The sequence below is a fragment of the Pseudomonas sp. EMN2 genome (genome assembly GCF_009650555.1).
GTDB lineage: Bacteria > Pseudomonadota > Gammaproteobacteria > Pseudomonadales > Pseudomonadaceae > Aquipseudomonas > Aquipseudomonas sichuanensis.
The window spans coordinates 114127-131174 of sequence record NZ_VZZR01000010.1; the positions used below are offsets into that span (position 1 = coordinate 114127).

Annotated in this window: 21 protein-coding genes; 11 read left to right on the top strand and 10 right to left on the bottom strand. The window is 64.1% G+C overall.

Annotated features, from left to right (window positions below; all coding sequences use genetic code 11):
- The first annotated feature begins 55 nt into the window (after positions 1-55).
- The 4 genes from ftsY (at position 56) to rpoH (ending at position 4275) form a co-directional block, all read left to right on the top strand.
- Positions 56-1618 carry a signal recognition particle-docking protein FtsY gene (gene ftsY / locus F6X61_RS04105; RefSeq protein WP_153785520.1) on the top strand — a complete coding sequence of 521 codons (1563 nt, stop codon included), beginning with the start codon at positions 56-58 and terminating at the stop codon, positions 1616-1618.
- Entirely contained in the window at positions 1615-2286 is a 672-nt protein-coding gene (gene ftsE / locus F6X61_RS04110) for a cell division ATP-binding protein FtsE (protein ID WP_153785521.1), read from the top strand. The genes ftsY and ftsE overlap by 4 nt, the downstream gene beginning before the upstream one ends.
- Entirely contained in the window at positions 2283-3311 is a 1029-nt protein-coding gene (gene ftsX / locus F6X61_RS04115) for a permease-like cell division protein FtsX (RefSeq protein WP_125465933.1), read from the top strand. The genes ftsE and ftsX overlap by 4 nt, the downstream gene beginning before the upstream one ends.
- A gap of 109 nt (positions 3312-3420) precedes the next feature.
- Positions 3421-4275: an RNA polymerase sigma factor RpoH gene (rpoH, locus tag F6X61_RS04120; protein ID WP_153785522.1), complete on the top strand. Its 855-nt coding sequence runs from the start codon at positions 3421-3423 to the stop codon at positions 4273-4275.
- Positions 4276-4488: 213 nt separating this feature from the next.
- On the opposite strand, the gene mtgA is transcribed toward rpoH, so the two are convergent.
- Positions 4489-5199 carry a monofunctional biosynthetic peptidoglycan transglycosylase gene (mtgA, locus tag F6X61_RS04125; RefSeq protein WP_153785523.1) on the bottom strand — a complete coding sequence of 237 codons (711 nt, stop codon included), beginning with the start codon at positions 5197-5199 and terminating at the stop codon, positions 4489-4491.
- A 64-nt stretch (positions 5200-5263) separates the two neighbouring features.
- On the opposite strand from mtgA, the gene F6X61_RS04130 reads away from it, so the two are divergent.
- The 5 genes from F6X61_RS04130 (at position 5264) to F6X61_RS04150 (ending at position 8417) form a co-directional block, all read left to right on the top strand.
- Entirely contained in the window at positions 5264-5635 is a 372-nt protein-coding gene (locus F6X61_RS04130; protein WP_153785524.1) for a DUF423 domain-containing protein, read from the top strand.
- Positions 5636-5737: 102 nt separating this feature from the next.
- Positions 5738-5938 (top strand): sulfur carrier protein ThiS, encoded by a 201-nt coding sequence (thiS, locus tag F6X61_RS04135; protein WP_153785525.1) that lies wholly within the window; start codon positions 5738-5740, stop codon positions 5936-5938.
- A gap of 52 nt (positions 5939-5990) precedes the next feature.
- Positions 5991-6803 (top strand): thiazole synthase, encoded by an 813-nt coding sequence (locus F6X61_RS04140; protein ID WP_125860906.1) that lies wholly within the window; start codon positions 5991-5993, stop codon positions 6801-6803.
- A gap of 9 nt (positions 6804-6812) precedes the next feature.
- Positions 6813-7535 (top strand): tRNA (guanosine(46)-N7)-methyltransferase TrmB, encoded by a 723-nt coding sequence (gene trmB / locus F6X61_RS04145; protein ID WP_110996014.1) that lies wholly within the window; start codon positions 6813-6815, stop codon positions 7533-7535.
- 66 nt (positions 7536-7601) lie between these two features.
- The gene (locus F6X61_RS04150; RefSeq protein WP_153785526.1) at positions 7602-8417 is read left to right on the top strand and encodes a hypothetical protein; all 816 of its coding nucleotides are present in this window, start codon (positions 7602-7604) and stop codon (positions 8415-8417) included.
- A 616-nt stretch (positions 8418-9033) separates the two neighbouring features.
- On the opposite strand, the gene F6X61_RS04155 is transcribed toward F6X61_RS04150, so the two are convergent.
- The 9 genes from F6X61_RS04155 to F6X61_RS04195 all read right to left on the bottom strand — a co-directional run bounded on the left by F6X61_RS04155 (position 9034) and on the right by F6X61_RS04195 (position 15602).
- Complete coding sequence (locus F6X61_RS04155; protein WP_011531731.1) at positions 9034-9360, bottom strand: DUF3392 family protein; 327 nt, start codon at positions 9358-9360, stop codon at positions 9034-9036.
- Between the two features lie 9 nt (positions 9361-9369).
- Positions 9370-10548, bottom strand: a complete 1179-nt coding sequence (hemW, locus tag F6X61_RS04160; protein ID WP_153785527.1) for a radical SAM family heme chaperone HemW — start codon at positions 10546-10548, stop codon at positions 9370-9372.
- A complete protein-coding gene (gene rdgB, locus F6X61_RS04165; protein ID WP_153785528.1) occupies positions 10545-11141 on the bottom strand; it encodes an RdgB/HAM1 family non-canonical purine NTP pyrophosphatase in 597 nt (198 codons plus the stop codon). Before rdgB ends, hemW begins: the two co-directional genes overlap by 4 nt.
- Complete coding sequence (locus F6X61_RS04170; RefSeq protein WP_153785529.1) at positions 11138-11572, bottom strand: DUF4426 domain-containing protein; 435 nt, start codon at positions 11570-11572, stop codon at positions 11138-11140. Before F6X61_RS04170 ends, rdgB begins: the two co-directional genes overlap by 4 nt.
- Before the next feature lie 25 nt (positions 11573-11597).
- The gene (metW, locus tag F6X61_RS04175; RefSeq protein WP_153785530.1) at positions 11598-12218 is read right to left on the bottom strand and encodes a methionine biosynthesis protein MetW; all 621 of its coding nucleotides are present in this window, start codon (positions 12216-12218) and stop codon (positions 11598-11600) included.
- A gap of 7 nt (positions 12219-12225) precedes the next feature.
- A complete protein-coding gene (locus F6X61_RS04180) occupies positions 12226-13365 on the bottom strand; it encodes a homoserine O-acetyltransferase (RefSeq protein ID WP_110996008.1) in 1140 nt (379 codons plus the stop codon).
- 88 nt (positions 13366-13453) lie between these two features.
- Positions 13454-14044, bottom strand: a complete 591-nt coding sequence (locus F6X61_RS04185) for a YggT family protein (protein WP_110996007.1) — start codon at positions 14042-14044, stop codon at positions 13454-13456.
- 13 nt (positions 14045-14057) lie between these two features.
- The gene (gene proC, locus F6X61_RS04190; protein WP_153785531.1) at positions 14058-14876 is read right to left on the bottom strand and encodes a pyrroline-5-carboxylate reductase; all 819 of its coding nucleotides are present in this window, start codon (positions 14874-14876) and stop codon (positions 14058-14060) included.
- A 39-nt stretch (positions 14877-14915) separates the two neighbouring features.
- The gene (locus tag F6X61_RS04195) at positions 14916-15602 is read right to left on the bottom strand and encodes a YggS family pyridoxal phosphate-dependent enzyme (RefSeq protein WP_153785532.1); all 687 of its coding nucleotides are present in this window, start codon (positions 15600-15602) and stop codon (positions 14916-14918) included.
- Between the two features lie 65 nt (positions 15603-15667).
- Here F6X61_RS04195 and F6X61_RS04200 point away from each other — a divergent pair, with 65 nt between their 5' ends.
- Positions 15668-16660, top strand: coding sequence for a type IV pilus twitching motility protein PilT (locus F6X61_RS04200; protein WP_153785533.1), 993 nt, complete (start codon positions 15668-15670; stop codon positions 16658-16660).
- Between the two features lie 100 nt (positions 16661-16760).
- Positions 16761-17048 (top strand): transposase (locus F6X61_RS04205; RefSeq protein WP_153785534.1); only part of this gene is annotated, 288 nt, incomplete at its 3' end.

Sequence of the window (17048 nt, forward strand, 5' to 3'; positions counted from 1 at the left end):
AGAATTCCCGATGCGCCACTGCTGGCGCATCGCTACCCTGAGATAGCCGTCTTCCATGTTTGGTTCCAACGACGACAAAAAAGCGCCGGCTGCGGCTGGCGAGAAGAAAGGCCTGTTCAGCTGGTTCCGCAAGAAGCCGGAACAACCTGTCGCCGAACAGCCGCAAACCCCAGAACCGCAGGCCGCAGAGCCGGCCGTACTGCAGGCGCCGGCTGCCGAGCCGCTGCCGACGGCAGTGCCCGAGCCCGTCGTAGCCGAGCCTGTGCCGGAGCCGGTAGTTGCCGCGCCTCAGGCTGTGCCCGAGCCAGTGATTGCCGCACCGCAGCCAGCGCCGGTGCCTGAGCCAGTGGTCGCTGCACCGCAGCCAGAACCGGTGGTCGTCACGCCGCAATATGCGCCTGCCGCTGCCCCCGTGGTTGTTCAGCCTGAGGTTGTCGCACCTGTAGAGCCAACACAGGTCGAAGTGCCCGCGGCCCCGGTCAGCAACCTGGTACTGCCTGTCGCCGAAGAACCGGTGGCGCTGGTCGAGGACCTAGAGCCCAAGGCGCCGCCTGCCATTCCCGCCCGCCCGCTGGTCGAGCCGGCTGTCGTTGTCGCCCCGGCCCCGGTTGTCGAAGCCGAACCGGTCATCGCGCCAGCCCCGGTCGAACCCGAACCCGTTGTCGCGGCAGCCACCGAACCGTCCAAGCCCGGTTTCTTCGCCCGTCTCAAGCAGGGCCTGTCGAAGACCAGCGCCAGCATTGGCGAGGGCATGGCCAGCCTGTTCATGGGCAAGAAGGTCATCGATGACGACCTGCTCGACGAAATCGAAACCCGCCTGCTGACTGCCGACGTAGGCGTCGAGGCCACCTCGGCCATCGTCCAGAACCTCACCCAGAAAGTCGCCCGCAAGCAGCTGGCCGACGCCGACGCACTGTACAAGTCGCTGCAGGAAGAGCTGGCCGCGCTGCTGCGCCCGGTCGAGCAGCCGCTGAAGGTCGAGGCGCAGAACAAGCCCTACGTGATCCTGGTGGTCGGCGTGAACGGTGCCGGCAAGACCACCACCATCGGCAAGCTGGCGAAAAAGCTGCAGCTCGAAGGCAAGAAGGTCATGCTCGCCGCCGGTGACACCTTCCGTGCCGCCGCCGTGGAGCAGCTGCAGGTGTGGGGCGAGCGCAACCAGATCCCGGTGATCGCCCAGCACACCGGCGCCGACTCGGCTTCAGTGATCTTCGACGCCGTGCAGGCCGCCAAGGCGCGCAACGTCGATGTGCTGATCGCCGACACCGCCGGGCGCCTGCACACCAAGGACAACCTGATGGAAGAGCTGAAGAAGGTCCGTCGGGTGATCGGCAAGCTCGACGCCGAGGCGCCCCACGAGGTGCTGCTGGTACTCGACGCCGGTACCGGGCAGAACGCCATCAGCCAGGCCAAGTACTTCAACCAGAGCGTGGAACTGACCGGCCTGGCCCTGACCAAGCTGGACGGCACCGCCAAGGGTGGGGTGATCTTCGCCTTGGCCAAGCAGTTCAACATTCCGATCCGCTTCATTGGTGTGGGCGAGGGTATCGATGACCTGCGCACCTTCGAGGCTGAACCTTTCGTCAAGGCACTGTTTGCCGAGCGGGAACCTGCATGATCCGATTCGAACAGGTCGCCAAACGCTACCCCAACGGCCACGTCGGCCTGCATGAGCTGAGCTTCCGGGCGCGGCGTGGCGAGTTCCTGTTCGTCACCGGCCACTCCGGCGCCGGCAAGAGCACCTTGCTGCGCCTGTTGCTGGCCATGGAACGCCCGACCAGCGGCAAGCTGCTGCTGGCGGGGCAGGACCTGGGGCAGATCAGCAACGCGCAGATCCCGTTCCTGCGCCGGCAGATCGGCGTGGTATTCCAGAACCACCAGTTGCTGTTCGACCGCACCGTGTTCAACAACATCGCCCTGCCGCTGCAGATCCTCGGGCTGTCCAAGGCCGAGATCGCCAAGCGCGTCGACTCGGCGCTGGAGCGCGTGTCGTTGAGCGACAAGGGCGAGCTGTACCCGGCCGACCTGTCCACCGGTCAGCAACAGCGCGTCGGTATCGCCCGGGCGATCGTCCACCAGCCGGCATTGCTGCTGGCGGACGAACCCACCGGTAACCTCGACCCGCGCCTGGCCGCCGAGATCATGGGCGTGTTCGAAGACATCAACCGCCTGGGCACCACCGTATTGATCGCCAGCCACGACCTGGCGCTGATCGCGCGCATGCGCCACCGCATGCTGACGCTGCAACGCGGCCGCTTGATCGGCGATGGGGAGGCCGGGCAATGAGCACCACACGTACACCTAAGGTTTCCGAGCGGGTCGCACCCAAGCCCGCCGACCCACAACCTGCGAAGAAAAAGCGCGGTGACCACGACGACGATGGCCCGGACTTCAGCACCTTGCTGCACGCCTGGCTGGAAAGCCACCGCGCCAGCCTGGCCGACAGCCTGCGCCGCCTGGCCAAGCAGCCGATCGGCAGCTTCTTCACCTGCCTGGTGATGGCCGTGGCGCTGAGCATGCCCATGGGCCTGTCGCTGCTGCTCAAGAACGTCGAGAAGCTCGGCGGTTCATGGCAACGCGCGGCGCAGATTTCGCTGTACCTCAAGCTCGACGCCAGCAGCCGCGATGGCGAAGCCTTGCGTGACGAGATCAAGGGCATGCCCGGCGTTGCCGAGGCCCAGTACGTCAGCCGTGAGCAGGCGCTGGAAGAGTTCCAGCAGCAGTCTGGCCTGGGCGAGGCCCTGCGCGAGCTGCCGGACAACCCGCTGCCCGGTGTGGTGGTAGTGACCCCGAGCGAAGTCGACAAACCGGCCCTGGAAGCGCTACGCCAGCGTCTGGCAGAGCTGCCGCGGGTGGAAGCGGCGCAGCTGGACCTGGTCTGGGTCGAGCGCCTGGCGGCGATCCTCAAGCTGGGTGATCGCTTTGTCTTCGGCCTGGCGGTGATGCTTATTTCTGCCTTGCTGTTAGTAATCGGTAACACAATTCGTCTACATATCGAGAACCGCCGCGTCGAGATCGAAGTGATCAAGCTGGTTGGCGGTACCGACAGCTACGTGCGTCGGCCTTTCCTCTATATGGGTGCGCTGTATGGCCTGGGTGCCGGGGTGCTGGCCTGGGGAATCCTGGCGTTCGGCCTGAACTGGCTCAACGACGCGGTCGTCGGGCTTTCCGGCCTGTATGGCAGCGATTTCGCCCTGGGCGGGGTGCCGGCTGCCGATGGTCTTTCCCTCTTGATCGGCGCGGTGCTGTTGGGGTATATCGGTGCATGGATCGCGGTGGCTCGGCATCTGAACGAGCTGGCACCACGATAATGTTTCATCGCCAGCATTGACTTTTTTTCATCCAGGAACTTGTCTCGCGGTTCCGGGTCTATGCTGGCAGTGCCCACAAGGCACGAGTCTGTAAGTCGGAGGTACTTGAATGACCACATCGTTGCAACCTGCCTATGCCCTGGTACCCGGTGCAAACCTGGAAGCCTACGTGCACACGGTCAACAGCATCCCGCTGCTGACGGTCGAGCAGGAGCGTGATCTGGGCGAGCGTCTCTATTACGAACAGGATGTCGAGGCCGCCCGGCAAATGGTGATGGCCCACCTGCGTTTCGTCGTCCATATCGCCCGTAGCTATGCTGGCTATGGTCTGGCCCAGGCCGACCTGATCCAGGAAGGCAACGTCGGCCTGATGAAGGCGGTAAAGCGTTTCAACCCGGAAATGGGCGTACGTCTGGTGTCCTTCGCGGTGCACTGGATCAAGGCCGAGATCCACGAGTTCATCCTGCGCAACTGGCGTATCGTCAAGGTGGCCACCACCAAGGCCCAGCGCAAACTGTTCTTCAACCTGCGCAGCCAGAAGAAGCGCCTGGCCTGGCTGAACAATGACGAAGTGCATCGCGTGGCCGAAAGCCTCGGCGTAGAGCCTCGCGAAGTGCGTGAAATGGAAAGCCGCCTGAGCGGCCAGGACATGGCCTTCGACCCGGCAGCCGAAGCCGATGACGACAGCGCCTTCCAGTCGCCCGCGCATTACCTGGAAGACCACCGCTACGACCCGGCTGTGCAGCTGGAGGACGCTGACTGGAGCGACAACTCCACCAGCAACCTGCATGAAGCCCTGCAAGGCCTGGACGATCGCAGCCGCGACATTCTCTACCAGCGCTGGCTGGCTGAAGAGAAGGCCACGCTGCATGAGCTGGCGGACAAGTACAGCGTTTCGGCCGAGCGTATTCGCCAGCTGGAAAAGAACGCAATGAGCAAGGTCAAGGCACTGATCGCCATCTGATCGGCGCCCTGGCTGGATTGAAAAACCGCTGCTCTCGCAAGAGGCAGCGGTTTTTTCATTTGGCATGTTGCTGCGCGCATCCAGACGGATCGCAGGACCCTGTGGGAGCGGCTTCAGCCGCGAACACCAGCGAAGCTGGTGCCATCCACCGCGCTGCCTATTTCGCGGCTGAAGCCGCTCCCACAGGTTACTGGATGCCCTTGCGCGCGCAGCTCACTGTCTGCGCGACGCATCCAGCTGCATCAGGTAGCTCGGCCCACCCAGCTGGCTCATCTGCCGGCGAATCCACCCCGCGCGGCTGGCCACATAGGTGCTTGGCCGGCTGGCGCTCCATTTGATCGGGCTCGGCAGCACGGCAGCGAGCAGTGCGGCCTGTTGTCGCGTCAGGCGGCTGGCATCCACGCCAAAGTGATAGCGAGCCGCCGCCTGGGCGCCGAACACGCCCTTGCCCCACTCGGCGCTATTCAGGTACACCTCGAGAATCCGCTCTTTCGACCAGAACAGCTCGATCAATGCAGTGAACCAGGCCTCCAGGCCCTTGCGCAGCCAGCTGCGGCCGGACCACAGGAACATGTTCTTGGCCACCTGCTGGGTGAGGGTGCTGGCACCACGGACCTTGCCGCCCCGTTCGTTGTAGGCCAGCGCCGCCTGGATGGCCGGGATGTCGAAGCCCCAATGGCTGGCGAACTTCTGGTCCTCACCGGCGATGACCGCCACTTTCAACTCATCGGAGATCTCTTCCCAGGGCGTCCAGTCGCGCTGCAGGTCGATCGGCTCGCCGCTGAACCATGACTCCACCTTGCGCTCGACCATCAGCGCCGTGCCGGGCGGCGGTACCCAGCGCAGTACCAGCACCACGGCAATGCTTGCGGCAGCGAACCAGAGCAGGCCGCGGGTGAAGTGGCGCAGGAAGGATGACAGCATGGTGATGGCTTGGCCGGACCGTTGGAAGGGGCCATTATACAGACCCCTTTCGAGGAGTCGTCCCATGCTTCGCAGCTTCCTGATGCTCGCCGCCTTCTTCGGCTTCACCGGTGTTGCACTCGGCGCCTTTGCCGCCCATGGCCTGAAGAGCCGCCTCAGTGCCGATTACCTGGCGGTCTTTCACACCGGGGTTACCTACCAGCTGGTGCATGCCCTGGCGATCCTCGCCGTGGCCGTGCTCTCGGTGCACCTGCCCGGGCGCCTGGTCGGCTGGGCTGGCGGTTTGTTCGCGCTGGGTATCCTGCTGTTTTCCGGCAGCCTCTACGTGCTCACGCTGACGGGCCTGGGCAAGCTCGGCATGATCACCCCCCTGGGTGGCCTGTGCTTCCTCGCCGGCTGGTTGTGCTTGGGCCTGGCCGCCTGGCGCCTGGGCTGACCGAGTGGTCCACAATCGCGACTAATGGCGCGCGCCACCCTTGGGTTGCAAGGCTGATCGGGGCTAGAATGCCTGCCCCAACGAACAATGGTGGCCGTGCGCATGCGCATTCAACTGAACGGTGAACCTTACGAACTGCCCGCGAGCGAGAGCGTCGCGGCCCTGCTCGGCCGGCTCGAGCTGGCCGGCCGCCGGGTGGCGGTGGAACTGAACCTGGACATCGTGCCGCGCAGCCAGCACGAGAGCACGATGCTGAGCGAAGGCGACCAGGTCGAAGTGGTCCACGCCATCGGCGGTGGTTGAGCAAGCCCGGCGATTCACCCGTAAGCCCCGTAACCTTTCCTGAGGAACATCGATGAGCAACGTTCGCAGCGACAAGCCCTTCATCCTGGCCGGGCGCACCTTCCAGTCGCGCCTGCTGGTCGGTACCGGCAAGTACCGTGACATGGAAGAAACCCGCCTGGCCACCGAGGCCTCGGGTGCCGAAATCGTCACCGTCGCCGTGCGCCGCACCAACCTGGGCCAGAATGCGGGCGAGCCGAACCTGCTCGACGTGCTGTCGCCGGACAAGTACACCATCCTGCCGAACACCGCTGGCTGCTTCGATGCGGTGGAAGCCGTGCGCACCTGCCGCCTGGCCCGTGAGCTGCTCGATGGTCGCAAGTCCCATGAGTCCCGCACGCTGGTCAAGCTGGAAGTGCTGGCTGACCAGAAAACCTTGTTCCCCAATGTCATCGAAACCCTCAAGGCCGCCGAAGTGCTGGTCAAGGAAGGTTTCGACGTGATGGTCTATACCAGCGACGACCCGATCATCGCCCGTCAGCTGGCTGAAGCCGGCTGCATCGCGGTGATGCCCCTGGCTGGTCTGATCGGTACTGGCCTTGGCATCTGCAACCCCTACAACCTGCAGATCATCCTTGAGGAATCCAAGGTGCCGGTGCTGGTCGATGCCGGCGTGGGTACCGCCTCCGACGCCACCATCGCCATGGAAATGGGCTGCGAGGCGGTCCTGATGAACTCGGCCATCGCCCACGCCCAGCAGCCGGTGCTGATGGCCGAAGCCATGAAGCACGGCATCCTGGCCGGGCGCATGGCCTACCTGGCCGGCCGCATGCCCAAGAAACTCTACGCCAGCGCCTCTTCGCCGCTGGATGGTCTGATCAAGTAAGAGCCCCAGATGACTGAATCGCAAGAAACGCCGATCACCGCCGACGGCGAAGATCGCCCGCACCGTCGCATCAAGAGTTTCGTGATGCGCGCCGGGCGCATGACCGAAGGCCAGCAACGTGGCCTGGAGCAGGGCGGCCCGCTGTTCGTTCTGCCGCTGGCTGACAGCCCGGTGGACTACGACCAGGTGTTCGGCCGTTCGGCGCCGCGCACCCTGGAGATCGGCTTTGGCATGGGCCATTCGCTGCTGGAGATGGCCGCCGCCTCGCCCGAGTTGGACTTCATCGGCGTCGAAGTGCACCGCCCGGGTGTCGGCGCTTTGCTGAACGGCGTGCTTACCCAAGGCCTGAAGAACCTGCGGGTGTACGACTGCGACGCCATCGAAGTGCTCAACCGCTGCGTGGCCGACAACAGCCTCGACCGCTTGATGCTGTTCTTCCCAGACCCCTGGCACAAGGCGCGTCACCACAAGCGTCGGATCGTCCAGCTGGAGTTCGCCGAACTGGTGCGTCGCAAGTTGAAGCCCGGTGGCGTGTTCCACATGGCGACCGACTGGGAGCCCTATGCCGAATACATGCTGGAAGTGATGAGCGCTGCACCGGGCTATCGCAACCAGGCGGCTGATGGTGCCTACGTGCCACGCCCCGAAGAGCGCCCGATCACCAAGTTCGAGCGTCGTGGTGAGCGCCTTGGGCACGGTGTGTGGGACCTGAAGTTCGAAAAACTGGCTTGACCTTCCCCCTGCCAGAGGCGCCGGTGCGCCTCTGGCCCCTCATTACATCGCGTAAAGGATTGCGCCTTGAAGCCTCGGGTCCTGTTACCACTGGTTGGTCTGGTCGTTATTGTCGGCCTTGTGCTCGCCGCGTTGCTGCGCGAGCCCCTTTCGCCCTCTGAGCAGCACCTTGAGCGTGCCGTAGCCTTGATTCAGCAGGCCAACGTGAATGTGCAGGCGCTTGCCGAAGCCGAGGCAGACGGCGAAGCCATCAGTACTGAACAGTTAATGCCGATGAGCGAATTGATAGATGAAGCACGCGCGCACATCGAGCTGGCAGCAGAGGCGGGCAACACCCTGGCGCTGTTCTGGCAGTCCAATTTGCAAACCTCTGCGGACCGGCGCGACAGAGCACGCAGGCAGGGCTCCTGTGCGCGTTTGCATCAGGCTGTAGCGCAAGGTTTTTTGGCGGCAGCGGTCGCCTATTACTACCGTTGCAAGCCAACCACCGACAGCTTCGACTTCATGGGGGCGGAGCAAGTCGCCTTGCTTGAGGTGTTGAAAGCGGCGTTGCAGCGGGATGATCCGCACCAGTCGCTCTATCCGCAGTTTGTGCGTGAGGTGCATTGTTTCAGGCCGGCTACCGACATTGCTTCGGCCCTGCCCTCGGTGTCACTCACAGTGGGCGAGATGCTGGAGAAGTCCAGACAAGTGCTTTCATACGACCAGTTCAAAGCCGAGGCGCTTTACTTGTTGGCCACTCATCCCGCCATCTGGCAGCAGACACCAATGGCCGAGCGGCTGGCGATGTTGCGCGAGGCTGAGTCTTTGGGATGCGGGCGTGCATCTGACTGGAGGCAAAGGCTGGAAGCGAACGCGGAGCAGACGCCAAAAGGGCGCTGAGCGTGATGGGGCCGCGCAGTGCTGGCGTTGCCAAGGGTTGGGGGGTAAGCGAAAAACGAAAAAACCGCCTTGCGAAGGGCGGTTTTTTTATGCGGGCTTCGGGTTACGAATCCTTGGCCTGCGGACTTCACTGGAGACAACCACAGCTGGATCTTAGGTTTGCCGGCAAAACGCGTCAATAAAGGAAATATCCGGCATTAGGTGTGACAGCGCTGGAAACAGCTCTTGGTGATCGACTCACGTAAGCTCGCTGGGCTCCCATGGGGTTCATCCAGTGGCGGGCCGGGAACACCAACGGTTTCTCGGCCCCTTCGACGCGGCCTACGACCCGCGCCGGTGATGTACATCGAAGGGCCATCAACCTGGCCACTTCACTGGAGGCAACCACAGGGTCTCTGAAGGCGTCGAAGTGCCGGTTAGACACTGGAAGATTGGCCTGGCCAGTACGGAGGCCAAGGCATATGAAGCATCTACTGAAAATGCTGAGCCACGTTTGGAAGCTCGCCCGGTTTTTGATCCTGTTCAAGACCGCGAGAGACTTCCTGCGTGATCACTTCGATGATGCCCGCTGAGGGCTAGTGGAGTGAGGAGCCGCCCTGGTTCGCCGGGGTGGCTTTTAGCCGCGCCGGTCAGCCACCACGCCAATCAACACCAGCACCACCAGCAACACCGGTGCCAGCGCATAGTTGTTGAACTGCCCCAATCCCTTGACGATCCACGGTGTGGCATAGATCAGCGCCGCGCCACTGCCGATCATCACCAATAGCGCCATGAACGGCACGCGCAGGGCGCCAGCCAGGCCGCCCAGGCGCCCCTCGACCCAGCCCTTGATATCGGTGCCGAACAGCACCAGCAGGCAGCCCACCAGGGCCAGCGAGATCTCTGACAGGTTGCTGCGGCTCCAACGGGAGACGGTCGAGAGCAGGTCAAGTACCAGGTCCATGGGTCATCCTTAATTCAAGAAGTACTGCAGCAGGTCGTTGAGGAACAGCTGGCCGCGCGGCGTAGCCACCAGTCGATCCGCTTCGACCTGCAAAAGGCCCTTTTGTTCGGCGGCGCGGCGGGCTTGCGCAAGTTGCGCCAGGGGCAGCCCCGTGCGTTGCGTGAACAGCTCGGCTTCCACGCCCTGGGTCAGGCGTAGCGCGTTCATCAGGAACTCGAAGGGCAGTTCATCGGCCGGCAGCAGCTTCTCGCCTGCCTTGAAGGGCTTGGCCGGGTTCAGGTAGTCCTTGGGCAGGCGGGTCTTCCAGGTGCGCAGAATGCGCCCGTCGGGGAACGACAGCTTGCCGTGGGCACCGGCACCGATACCGATAAAGTCGCCGAAGCGCCAGTAATTGAGGTTATGCCGTGCGGCGCGCCCTGCCTGGGCGTAGGCCGACACTTCGTATTGCTGGTAGCCGTGCTCGGCCATCAGCGCCTGGCCGGCTTCCTGGATATCCCAGAGAATGTCGTCTTCGGGCAGCTCGGGTGGCTGGTTCCAGAACACGGTGTTGGGCTCGACCGTCAGCTGATACCAGGACAGGTGTGTCGGCGCCAGCTCGATGGCCTGGCGCAGGTCGCCCAGCGCGTCGTCCAACGACTGGTCCGGCAGGCCGTGCATCAGGTCCATGTTGAAGTTGTCGAAGCCGGCTGCGCGGGCCATGTCGGCGGCGCGCACCGCTTCATCGCCGTTGTGGATGCGCCCGAGCTTCTCGAGCTTGGCTGGCTGGAAGCTCTGCACGCCGATGGACAGCCGGTTGATGCCGGTCTGCCGGTAGGCCTTGAACTTTTCCTGCTCGAACGTGCCCGGGTTGGCTTCGAGGGTGATCTCGATGTCCGCGGCAAACGGGATGCGCTGCTCTACACCCCGCAACAGGCGGCCAAGCGCTGCCGCACTGAACAGGCTGGGGGTGCCGCCGCCGAAGAAGATCGTGCTGATCGGGCGGCCCGCAACGGCATGCATTTCCTGGTCGAGGTCGGCCAGCAGCGCATCGATGTACTCGTCTTCGGGCAATGTGGGCCCGGCCTGGTGCGAGTTGAAGTCGCAATAAGGGCATTTGCGCACGCACCAGGGGATGTGGATGTACAGCGACAGCGGCGGGAGTTCGGGGAGGATCAGGCCCGCCGGCTGTACCAACAGCTTTTCGCTCATGCCAGGCCCAGACGCTGACGCAGCAAGGCCATGGCGCGGGCGCGGTGGCTGAGCTGGTTCTTGTCGACGGGCGCCAGGTCGGCGCTGGAGCACTTGCGCTCCGGGACCCAGAACAGCGGGTCGTAGCCGAAACCATGCTCACCGCTGGCCTCGAACAGGATGCTGCCATGCCACAGGCCTTCACAGAGGATCGGCAATGGGTCGTCGGCATGGCGCACAAGTGCCAGTACGCAGACGAACTGCGCGCCACGCTGTTCCTTGGGCACATCCTTCAACGCTTCAAGCAGCTTGGCGTTGTTGGCCGCGTCGCCCTTGCCGTCGGCGTAGCGTGCCGAATAGATGCCCGGCGCGCCGCCGAGGAAGTCCACCGCCAGGCCCGAGTCGTCGGCCAGCGCCGGCAGGCCGGAAATGCGTGCGGCGTTGCGCGCCTTGAGGATGGCGTTCTCGACGAACGACAGGCCGGTTTCTTCCGGCTCCACCTGGCTGAACTCACCGATCGAGCGAAGGTGCACGGACTCGCCGAGCATGGCCTGCAGTTCCTTGAGCTTGCCGGCGTTATGGCTGGCCAATACGAGTTGCTGGAAATTCATCATTCGCCTGGGAACACTTCCTGGTTGAAGCTGAGTTGATTGCTGACACCACCGGTTTCGACATTCAGGTCGAAGGTCAGGGTCTCTGCCTGTTCGATCTTGAATTGGGCAATGTAGTACACCGCACCCTGATCAGTGATTTGCTTGAACGACAGCGGGCTGCTGCGCCCGGTCAGGTCCTTGACCGTGCCGCTGACCACCGAAGTGGCCGGCTTGCCACCCTTGAGCACGGCGATATTGAGCACGCCCTGATTCTTGCTGCGGGTAAGGCCGGTGGCGGCGGCGATGTCCGGCTGCAGCATGCTCGAGGTGAAGGCGCTGTAGTGGACCGTCACGTCGCCAAACACTTCCTTGCGCTCAGGTTTGGCGGCATCGGCAGCCAGTACCGGCAGGGCCAGGCACAGGCTGATCAGAAACAGTGCTAGTCGACGCATGATCCCATTCCTCCGTTCACGAGCGTCAGACCGCGAGCTGGTGCTCCTGCAGGCCCGGGCTGCTGACGCGATAAATACCGATTTCACCTAGAAGATTAGGCCAAAGCCGGCCGCCCAACCCATTACGGTGCAAGTGGTCGACGGCCAGGCGGTCGAGCACCTTGGCGTGGCGTTCGTGGCACAGGTTCTCGAAGTCTTCGAAGGTGCAGAAGTGAATGTTCGGCGTGTTGTACCAGGTGTATGGCATGAAGTCCGACACCGGCATGCGGCCTTTGGTCGCCAGGTACCAGCGGCAGCGCCAGTGGCCGAAATTGGGGAAGGTGATGATGCACTGGCGGCCCACCCGCAGCATTTCGTCGAGAATCCGGTCGGGGTACTCCACGGCCTGCAGGGCCTGGGTCATGACCACCACGTCGAAGCTGTTGCTGGCGAAGTTGCCCAGGCCCTTGTCCAGGTCCTGCTCGATCACGTTGACGCCCTTGGCCACGCACTCGGCGATGTTGTCGGCGTCGATCTCCAGGCCGTAGCCGGTGACGTTCTTGCGCTCGCGCAGCGAGGCCAGCAGCTCGCCGTTGCCGCAGCCCAGGTCGAGTACCCGGCTGCCGGCGGGGATCCAGTCTTGGATGATTTCCAGGTCGGCTCTCATGGGGTCCTCACAGGGCGATGCGGTTCATGTAGTTGGCGAAACCCTGCATGTAGCGAGGCGTGGGGATAAGGAAGGCGTCGTGGCCGTAGGGCGAGTCGATATCCAGGTAGCAGACGTTCTTGCGCGCGGCCATCAGCGCGTCGACGATCTCCCGCGAACGGGCCGGCGAGAAGCGCCAGTCGGTGGTGAACGACATGATGCAGAAGTCTGCCGTGACATGCGCCAGGGTCGCCGCCAGGTCGCCGTCATGGGCCGCCGCCGGGTCGTAGTAGTCCAGTGCCTTGGTCATCAGCAGGTAGGTGTTGGCGTCGAAACGCCCGGAGAACTCCTCGCCCTGGTAGCGCAGGTAGCTCTCGACCTGGAACTCGACGCTGTGGAAGTCGTAGTTGAGCTTGTCGCTCTTGAGCTCGCGGCCGAATTTTTCGCCCATCGAGTCGTCGGACAGGTAGGTGATATGGCCGACCATCCGCGCCAGCATCAGGCCGCGCTTGGGGATCACGCCCTGGTCCTGGAACGAACCGCCGTGGAATTCGGGGTCGGTGAGGATGGCTTGGCGCGCCACTTCGTTGAAGGCGATGTTCTGCGCCGACAGCTTGGGGGCCGAGGCGATGTCCACGCAGTGGCGTACCCGGTCCGGGTAGGTGATGGTCCACTGCAGCGCCTGCATGCCGCCGAGGCTGCCGCCGACGATGGCGGCCCAGGTGTGGATGCCGAGGCGATCGGCCAGGCGCGCCTGGCTGTGCACCCAGTCTTCCACCGTCAGCACCGGGAAATCGGCGCCGTAAGGTTTGCCGGTAGCCGGGTTGAGGCTGCTGGGGCCAGTGCTGCCGTTGCAGCCGCCGAGGTTGTTCAGGCTGACCACGAAGAAGCGGTTGGTGTCGATCGGCTTGCCGGGGCCAATGCAGCTGTCCCACCAGCCCGGCTTGCGGTCGGTGGCGGCATGGTAGCCGGCGGCATGGTGGTGGCCGGACAACGCGTGGCAGATGAGCACGGCGTTGCTGGCGTTGCTGTTGAGCTCGCCATAGGTTTCGTAGATGAGTTCGTACGAGGCCAGGGCGCGGCCACAGGCCAGGGCCAACGGTTCATCGAACCGGGCGATCTGCGGTGTTACCAGACCGACGGAATCTTCGGGAAAGACAGTGGACATCGACCCTGCTCACGCTTGACGGAGGCGTAAGTCTAAAGAGCGCTACCCCCAGCGGCAAGCAATGGCTTGCCGCAGGAGATATCGCGGGTCAGATCATCCGCCACAGCTCTTGTGGCATGCCGGCGTAGGCCGCCAGTTGAGGCATGAGGAACGACTGGATCACCTGGATGGCGATGAAGGCGAAGATTGGCGAGATGTCCATGCCGCCCAGGTTCGGCACCAGGCGACGGAACGGCGCCAGCACCGGCTCGCTGATCTGGTAGGCCAGCTCGGCGGCAGGGTTGTGGCTGTTGGGCGCGACCCACGAGACGATCACCATGACGATCATCGCCACCCAGAAAATCTTCAGGAACAGCGAGGTGATGCCGATGATCGCCCACATCAGCAGATGCAGGACGTCGCCGAAGGTACCGTAGGTGACCATCAGCACGAAGGCCATCAGCAGCGCCTGGATCAGCACCGACAGCAGCAGTGACGAGGTATCCAGGCCCGCGATGCTCGGGATTACCCGGCGCAGCGGCTTGAGCAGCGGCTGGGTGGCGCGCACGGCGAACTGGCTGAGCGGGTTGTAGAAGTCGGCCTTGACCAGTTGCAGCACGAAGCGCAGCAGAACGATCGCCAGGTACAGGCTGACCAGGGTTTGCACCACGAAGATCGCGGCGCCGGACAGTGCATTCATTGAAAATGGCTCCTTATTTGCCCAGTTGTTCGGCCAGCTCCGCGGAGCGCTTGGCCGCAGCTTCCAGTGCCTGCTCGACGATGGCCTCGAAGCCGTTGGCCTGGAACGACTTGATCGCCGCTTCCGTGGTGCCGGCGGGCGAGGTCACCCGACGGCGCAGCTCGGCGGCATCGACGTCGCTGGCCACGGCCATGCGTGCGGCGCCCAGAGCGGTTTGCAGGGTCAGTTGCGAGGCGGTTTCATGCGGCAGGCCGAGCTTTTCACCCGCGGCAGTCATGGCTTCGATCAGCAGGAAGAAGTACGCCGGGCCGCTGCCGGAAACGGCGGTGACGGCATCCAGTTGCTGTTCCTGGTCCAGCCACAGGGCGGTGCCGACGGCGGACAGCAACTGTTCGGCCTGCTCGCGCTGTGCGGCCGACACTTGTTCGGTGGCGTACAGGCCGCTGACGCCCTGGCGCAGCAGTGCCGGGGTGTTGGGCATGCAGCGCACCACCGGGATCGCGCCCAGCCAGGCCTGCAGGCTGGCACAGGTGATGCCGGCGGCGATGGAGACGACCAGTTGGCCAGGCTTGAGGTTCGGCTTCAGGGTTTCGCAGACGGCTTTCATCACCTGCGGCTTGACCGCCAGGACGATCACGTCCACCCCGTCGATGGCCTGGGCGTTGTCGGCGAATGCTTCGATGCCGTGCTCGGCCTGGATGCGCGCGCGGGTGTCGGCACCCGGGTCGCTGGCGCGGATCTGCGAGGCGTCCAGGCCCTGGGCGCGCAGGCCGCCGATCAGGCTGGCGGCCATGTTGCCGGCGCCGATAAAGGCAATACGAGTCTTGCTCATGTCAGGTCCTTGAGAGGGAAAGTGAGTTAAGCATGAATGTCAGGGCTGGCCGTAGTCGCGTGCACCGAACAGGGCGGTGCCGATACGGACCCAGGTCGCACCTTGGGCAATGGCGGCCTCCAGGTCGTGGCTCATACCCATTGAAAGTGTGTCCAGGCCCAGGTCGAGCTGCTCCTGCAGTTGACGCAGGGTGGCAAAGGCAGCTTCCTGTTCGGCGCGATCTTCGGTGGGCTCCGGGATCGCCATCAGCCCGCGCAGGCGCAGGCCGGGGAGGGCGCTGACGGCCTGGGCCAGCGTCGGCAGCTCGGCGGGCGCGCAGCCGGACTTGCTGTCTTCGCCGCTGACGTTCACCTGCAGGCAGATGTTCAGCGGCGGCAGATGGCCCGGGCGTTGCTCGGACAGGCGTTGGGCGATCTTCAGGCGGTCCACGGAATGTACCCAGTCGAAGTGCTCGGCGATGGCTTTGGTCTTGTTCGACTGAATGGGGCCGATGAAGTGCCAGATCAAGGGCAGGTCGGAAAGAGCCTGTTGTTTTGTCAGGGCTTCCTGAAGGTAGTTTTCGCCCACATCGCGCAGCCCGGCCGCAAAGGCCTCGCGCACGGCGCTGGCGGGCTTGGTCTTGCTGACCGCCAGCAACTGGACGCTGGCCGGATCGCGCCCGGCGGCCCTGGCCGCGCTGTCGATGCGGCTGGCAATGACGGAAATGTTGTCTGCTAGGGTGGACATGGATCGTCGCCGGCGGCTGTGAGGTCTGCGGCATTCTACCTGCTTGATGGCCGTTGGGGAGTCTCATGGATGTGACCGAGCTGCTGGCCCGGGCTGTGGCTGCGGGCGCCAGTGACCTGCACCTGGCCGCGGGCGAGCCACCGTTGTTGCGCCTGGATGGCGTGCTGCAGCGCATGGCGCTGCCGGTGCTGACGTGCACGGCGCTGGAACAGGGAATGGCCGGCCTGCTCGATGACGGGCAGCGGCGGCAATGGGTGAGCGGAGATGAACTGGACCTGGCGCTGAGCCTGCCCGGCGTGGGGCGCCTGCGCTTGAACCTGTTCCGTCAGCGCAATGGCTTGGGCGCAAGCGTGCGGCTGATCCCGGCGCAGGTCCCCAGCCTCGACGAACTTGACCTGAACGATGTGTATCAAACCGTTGCGCAATGCCGGGATGGCCTGGTGCTGGTGGGTGGGCCGACGGGCAGCGGCAAGTCCAGCACCCTGGCGGCGCTGCTCGATCGGCTCAATCGCGAACGCGCGCTGCAGGTCATCACCCTGGAAGACCCCATCGAATTTATCCACAGCGGCCAGGGTTGCCTGGTCAATCAGCGGGAGATCGGTGTGCACAGCCGCGACTTCGCCCAGGGGCTGCGCAGTGCCTTGCGCCAGGATCCGGATGTGATCATGGTCGGTGAGTTACGTGATCTGGAGAGCGTCCGCCTGGCATTGCGCGCGGCGGAAACCGGGCATCTGGTGCTGGCAACGGTGCACACCCGCTCGGCGGTGAACAGCATCGACCGGCTGGTGGAGGTGTTCGCGGCCGAGGAGAAACCGCTGGTGCGCATGATGCTGGCCGAATCGCTGCGCCTGGTAGTGGCTCAGGTGCTGGTCAGGCTGAAAGGTGGCGGCAGGGTGGCTGCAAGGGAGGTGCTGGTGGCGACGCCAGCGGTGCGCAGCTTGATTCGCGAGGGGCGCATGGCGCAGGTGACGTCGGTGATGCAGGCGGGGGCGGCGTTGGGTATGCGGACGATGGAGGGGGCGTTGCAGGCGCTCAGGCAGAAAGGGCTGGTTGATTAGCGTTGTTGCCTGTTCGAGCGACATCGCGGGGCAAGCCCGCTCCCACGTCTATGGACTGCCCCCAAGAAGTTGGACACCAATCCAACCCTTGGGGGGATTTATGGGCAAGTACACCGAGCGCTTCAAGCTCACAGCCATCAGCGCCTACCTAGAAGGCAACAATGGCTTCAGGAAGGTAGCGCAGCATTTTGGTATCGATTTCAGCCTGCTCAGGCGCTGGGTCGCCAGTCATCAAGCTGACTCCGGAGTTGGCCCTAAGCCTGTGGGGCGCCGGTACAGTGATGATTTCAAGCGACAAGTTGTGCGTCATATGCACGAGCATCGGCTCTCAATGCGCCAAACTGCAGCGCATTTCGGACTAGGGCAGTCTTCGCGATTAGGCATTTGG

What these genes read in the sequence shown, in the direction of transcription:
- F6X61_RS04130 (WP_153785524.1), top strand. Translation starts at nt 5,264, where the DNA reads ATGCTTCGCAGCTTCCTGATGCTCGCCGCCTTCTTCGGCTTCACCGGT.
- metW (WP_153785530.1), bottom strand. Translation starts at nt 12,218, where the DNA reads ATGAGAGCCGACCTGGAAATCATCCAAGACTGGATCCCCGCCGGCAGC.
- ftsE (WP_153785521.1), top strand. Translation starts at nt 1,615, where the DNA reads ATGATCCGATTCGAACAGGTCGCCAAACGCTACCCCAACGGCCACGTC.
- rdgB (WP_153785528.1), bottom strand. Translation starts at nt 11,141, where the DNA reads ATGATGAATTTCCAGCAACTCGTATTGGCCAGCCATAACGCCGGCAAG.
- F6X61_RS04140 (WP_125860906.1), top strand. Translation starts at nt 5,991, where the DNA reads ATGAGCAACGTTCGCAGCGACAAGCCCTTCATCCTGGCCGGGCGCACC.
- mtgA (WP_153785523.1), bottom strand. Translation starts at nt 5,199, where the DNA reads ATGCTGTCATCCTTCCTGCGCCACTTCACCCGCGGCCTGCTCTGGTTC.
- F6X61_RS04170 (WP_153785529.1), bottom strand. Translation starts at nt 11,572, where the DNA reads ATGCGTCGACTAGCACTGTTTCTGATCAGCCTGTGCCTGGCCCTGCCG.
- proC (WP_153785531.1), bottom strand. Translation starts at nt 14,876, where the DNA reads ATGAGCAAGACTCGTATTGCCTTTATCGGCGCCGGCAACATGGCCGCC.
- ftsX (WP_125465933.1), top strand. Translation starts at nt 2,283, where the DNA reads ATGAGCACCACACGTACACCTAAGGTTTCCGAGCGGGTCGCACCCAAG.
- thiS (WP_153785525.1), top strand. Translation starts at nt 5,738, where the DNA reads ATGCGCATTCAACTGAACGGTGAACCTTACGAACTGCCCGCGAGCGAG.
- F6X61_RS04155 (WP_011531731.1), bottom strand. Translation starts at nt 9,360, where the DNA reads ATGGACCTGGTACTTGACCTGCTCTCGACCGTCTCCCGTTGGAGCCGC.
- F6X61_RS04185 (WP_110996007.1), bottom strand. Translation starts at nt 14,044, where the DNA reads ATGAATGCACTGTCCGGCGCCGCGATCTTCGTGGTGCAAACCCTGGTC.
- F6X61_RS04200 (WP_153785533.1), top strand. Translation starts at nt 15,668, where the DNA reads ATGGATGTGACCGAGCTGCTGGCCCGGGCTGTGGCTGCGGGCGCCAGT.
- F6X61_RS04180 (WP_110996008.1), bottom strand. Translation starts at nt 13,365, where the DNA reads ATGTCCACTGTCTTTCCCGAAGATTCCGTCGGTCTGGTAACACCGCAG.
- ftsY (WP_153785520.1), top strand. Translation starts at nt 56, where the DNA reads ATGTTTGGTTCCAACGACGACAAAAAAGCGCCGGCTGCGGCTGGCGAG.
- rpoH (WP_153785522.1), top strand. Translation starts at nt 3,421, where the DNA reads ATGACCACATCGTTGCAACCTGCCTATGCCCTGGTACCCGGTGCAAAC.
- trmB (WP_110996014.1), top strand. Translation starts at nt 6,813, where the DNA reads ATGACTGAATCGCAAGAAACGCCGATCACCGCCGACGGCGAAGATCGC.
- hemW (WP_153785527.1), bottom strand. Translation starts at nt 10,548, where the DNA reads ATGAGCGAAAAGCTGTTGGTACAGCCGGCGGGCCTGATCCTCCCCGAA.
- F6X61_RS04195 (WP_153785532.1), bottom strand. Translation starts at nt 15,602, where the DNA reads ATGTCCACCCTAGCAGACAACATTTCCGTCATTGCCAGCCGCATCGAC.